Origin of the sequence: Vibrio sp. OPT46 (assembly GCF_015163535.1) — a bacterium.
GTDB lineage: Bacteria > Pseudomonadota > Gammaproteobacteria > Enterobacterales > Vibrionaceae > Vibrio > Vibrio alginolyticus.
On sequence record NZ_JADDYG010000569.1, the window covers coordinates 6,634 to 10,195 of the forward strand.

The 3,562-nt window shown below is 45.8% G+C and carries 4 protein-coding genes and 1 pseudogene; all 5 read left to right on the forward strand.

Features of this window, described 5'->3' with window-relative positions:
• Nucleotides 1-241 (forward strand): helix-turn-helix domain-containing protein (locus IQR33_RS22820; RefSeq protein WP_193844069.1); only part of this gene is annotated, 241 nt, incomplete at its 5' end.
• A 199-nt stretch (nucleotides 242-440) separates the two neighbouring features.
• Nucleotides 441-1,472 (forward strand): sensor histidine kinase, encoded by a 1,032-nt coding sequence (locus IQR33_RS22825; RefSeq protein WP_005380459.1) that lies wholly within the window; start codon nucleotides 441-443, stop codon nucleotides 1,470-1,472.
• A 36-nt stretch (nucleotides 1,473-1,508) separates the two neighbouring features.
• The gene (locus tag IQR33_RS22830; protein ID WP_054576279.1) at nucleotides 1,509-2,918 is read left to right on the forward strand and encodes a sigma-54-dependent transcriptional regulator; all 1,410 of its coding nucleotides are present in this window, start codon (nucleotides 1,509-1,511) and stop codon (nucleotides 2,916-2,918) included.
• Nucleotides 2,919-3,040: 122 nt separating this feature from the next.
• Entirely contained in the window at nucleotides 3,041-3,352 is a 312-nt protein-coding gene (gene fliE, locus IQR33_RS22835; RefSeq protein WP_005384482.1) for a flagellar hook-basal body complex protein FliE, read from the forward strand.
• Nucleotides 3,353-3,366: 14 nt separating this feature from the next.
• Nucleotides 3,367-3,562 (forward strand): annotated as a pseudogene (locus tag IQR33_RS34060) (flagellar basal body M-ring protein FliF); the annotation flags it as partial.

The window sequence follows — 3,562 nt, forward strand, 5'->3', positions numbered from 1 at the left end:
TATCTTCTCTGAAGATTTTAGCTTTGAAGATCAAGACGACCTTGATCACAGCATGAACGCCCCGCAAGCGCTGCCACCGGAAGGGGTTAATTTGAAAGAGCTGCTGGCTGATTTAGAAGTTAATATGATCAGCCAAGCATTAGAAGCGCAGGGTGGCGTTGTAGCAAGAGCGGCCGATATGCTGGGTATGCGACGTACTACGCTGGTGGAAAAAATGCGTAAGTACAACTTACAGCGCTAGGTAAAGTGAAGTTTTAAGACGATATCTGAATTATCACTTGTGCTAGTTAACATCGTTTTTCTGGCATCCAAAACCGTTATCTCTGAGTGTCAACTTATTGTCGATAGCTTAACGTCCTGATAAATATAAAAAATAGCTTGGTACGCTAATTGCTTACCAAGCTATTTTAGTTTTAGCGGCGATATTTCGACAGGCAGTAATGGATAACAACACCAATCAATCCCATTTAGATTCCGTAGAGAATCAGGTTGAGCGCTACAAACAGGTGCTCGATGTGATGCCTGCTGGAGTGATTTTGCTCGATACGTACGGAGTAGTGCGTGAAGCAAATCCAGAAGCGCACCGAATTCTTGAGATTCCACTGGTTAACGAAAAATGGTTCAACGTTATCCAGGCGGTGTTTGACCCACGTGAAGATGATGGCCATGAAGTTTCATTACGTAATGGCCGTAAAGTTCGACTCGCCATCTCGGCGTCCACAACAGGTCAATTGATCCTGATTACCGATTTAACCGAAACCCGTTTACTTCAAGCTCGTGTCAGTGATTTACAGCGCTTGTCGTCGTTAGGACGTATGGTTGCGTCGCTTGCTCACCAAGTAAGAACGCCGCTGTCGAGCGCTATGTTATATGCATCCAATTTGGGAGCGCCAAATCTTCCTCCAGCGACAAAAGATCGCTTCCAAACCAAATTAATGGATCGACTGCACGATTTGGAAAAGCAGGTTAATGATATGCTGCTTTTTGCTAAAGGTGGTGATAATAAAGTCATTAAGCCATTCACGATTGCCCAGTTGGTAGCGGAATACCAGCCGATGGTCGAAACCGCGCTAAAAAACAACAGTATTGATTACTGCCTAGAAGTGGAAGAAGAACAAACTGAGCTACTAGGCAATGCGAACGCCATTGCATCCGCATTAAGTAATCTGGTCATGAATGCGATTCAAATGTCTGGTAAAGAATCGCAAGTCGATATTTTTTTCCGCCCGGTAAATGGTGAGTTACGCATTTCTGTGCAAGACAGCGGACCGGGTGTGCCCGAAGAACTGCAAGCCAAAATCATGGAGCCATTTTTTACCACACGTTCTCAAGGAACTGGATTAGGGTTGGCAGTTGTTCAAATGGTTTGCCGTGCCCATGACGGTCGATTGGAGCTTATTTCAGAGCAGGGTGATGGAGCCTGCTTCACCATGTGCATTCCGCTAGAGCGAGTGCAAACAGAAGCGCAATAAGCGGCTTTTGGTAATAACAATTTCTGGAGAATCATAATGGCGCAAAGCAAAGTGCTGATCGTAGAAGACGATGAAGGTCTTCGTGAAGCCCTAGTCGATACTCTGGCTCTGGCAGGGTATGAGTGGTTGGAAGCGGACTGTGCTGAAGATGCACTGTTGAAGCTGAAATCGAATACGGTTGATATCGTCGTTTCTGATGTGCAAATGGCGGGTATGGGTGGCTTAGCTCTGCTCAAAAGCATCAAGCAGAATTGGCCTAACTTACCAGTATTGCTAATGACGGCGTACGCCAACATTGAAGATGCCGTGTCTGCAATGAAAGATGGCGCGATTGACTACATGGCGAAACCATTTGCACCAGAAGTGTTGCTAAATATGGTCAGTCGTTATGCACCGATAAAAAGTGATGACAACGGTGATGCTATCGTTGCTGATGAGAAAAGTCTGCGCTTACTCGCGTTGGCCGATAAAGTGGCACGTACAGATGCGAATGTTATGGTGCTAGGTCCGAGTGGCTCAGGTAAAGAAGTGATGTCGCGTTATATTCACAACGCGTCAAATCGTAAAAATGGTCCTTTTGTCGCAATTAACTGTGCCGCGATTCCTGACAATATGCTCGAAGCAACACTGTTTGGCTATGAAAAGGGTGCATTTACTGGTGCTGTTCAGGCATGCCCAGGAAAGTTTGAACAAGCGCAAGGTGGCACAATCTTGCTTGATGAAATCAGCGAAATGGACCTGAACCTGCAAGCGAAGTTGTTGCGTGTTTTGCAAGAGCGAGAAGTAGAGCGCCTAGGCAGTCGCAAAAGCATCAAGTTAGATGTTCGTGTGTTAGCGACGAGTAACCGTGATCTTAAGCAATACGTGTCAGAAGGAAACTTCAGAGAGGACTTATATTACCGCCTGAATGTATTCCCAATTGCGTGGCCTGCACTTAAAGAACGTAAAGGCGATATTGCACCGCTTGCCAAGCATCTTGCTGAGCGTCATTGCAGCAAAATGGGCATGCCAGTGCCTCAATTCTCGGCCGTTGCGTTAGAAAAACTATTGCAATACCCTTGGCCGGGTAATGTTCGTGAATTGGATAACGTGGTTCAACGAGCGCTGATATTAAGTGAAAATGGCGACATCGATGCAGAGCACATTTTGCTCGAGGGCGTAGATTGGCAAGATGCCAATAGCTTGCAACACGTGGTGCAAAATGCAGATATGGTCGTGCCCAATGTTAAGCCAGTTGCTCAAGCTGAGAGTGTCAGCCGCCCAGTAACTGGTGGAGAAGGCTTAGGCAGCGAGCTGCGCGATCAAGAATACGCCATTATTTTGGAGACTTTGGTTGAGTGTAATGGTCGACGCAAAGAAATGGCGGAGAAACTGGGTATAAGCCCTCGAACCTTGCGCTATAAGCTTGCCAAAATGCGTGATGCTGGTATAGATATCCCGAATTAACACAGACAACGGCCATAAGACGAAAAGTGTAAGTAAATTGATTGCTAATGTCTTATGGCACGTTAATTGCTGTGTCAATAATCAGTTTTGTTAATAGTCAATCTTTTGGCTTAGAGGTGCTAATGAAAATTGATGGTATTCAGGCAGAAATGCGCGCCATGATGGTAGAAGCAACCAATACGGCTCCTACTGCAAGTGGGGCGAAAGTTGGAGCGGATTTTAACGATCTCCTAACTAAAGCCATCAATAACGTGAACACACTTCAAAAAGCATCTGGTGATTTACAAACCCGTTTTGATCGTGGTGATGCCGATGTATCCCTTTCTGACGTTATGATCGCTCGTAACAAGTCTAGTGTCGCTTTTGATGCGACGGTTCAAATTCGCAATAAACTCGTTGAGGCATATAAAGATCTCATGAACATGCCAGTGTAATTTAGGTAATAAGTGTGGCAGACAAGTCTACAGATTTAACCGTCACTGAAGGCGGCTCAGATGGTGCACTGGTAGCAAGTTCCGATGTGGATGTGGAGAGTCAAAATCCAGATCTAGAGGAGCGCAGTGCGTCAAAATTCGATATGGCAGTGGGCGACCTCGATTTACTTCGTCAGGTTGTGCTTGTGCTGTCGATATCCATCTGTGTTG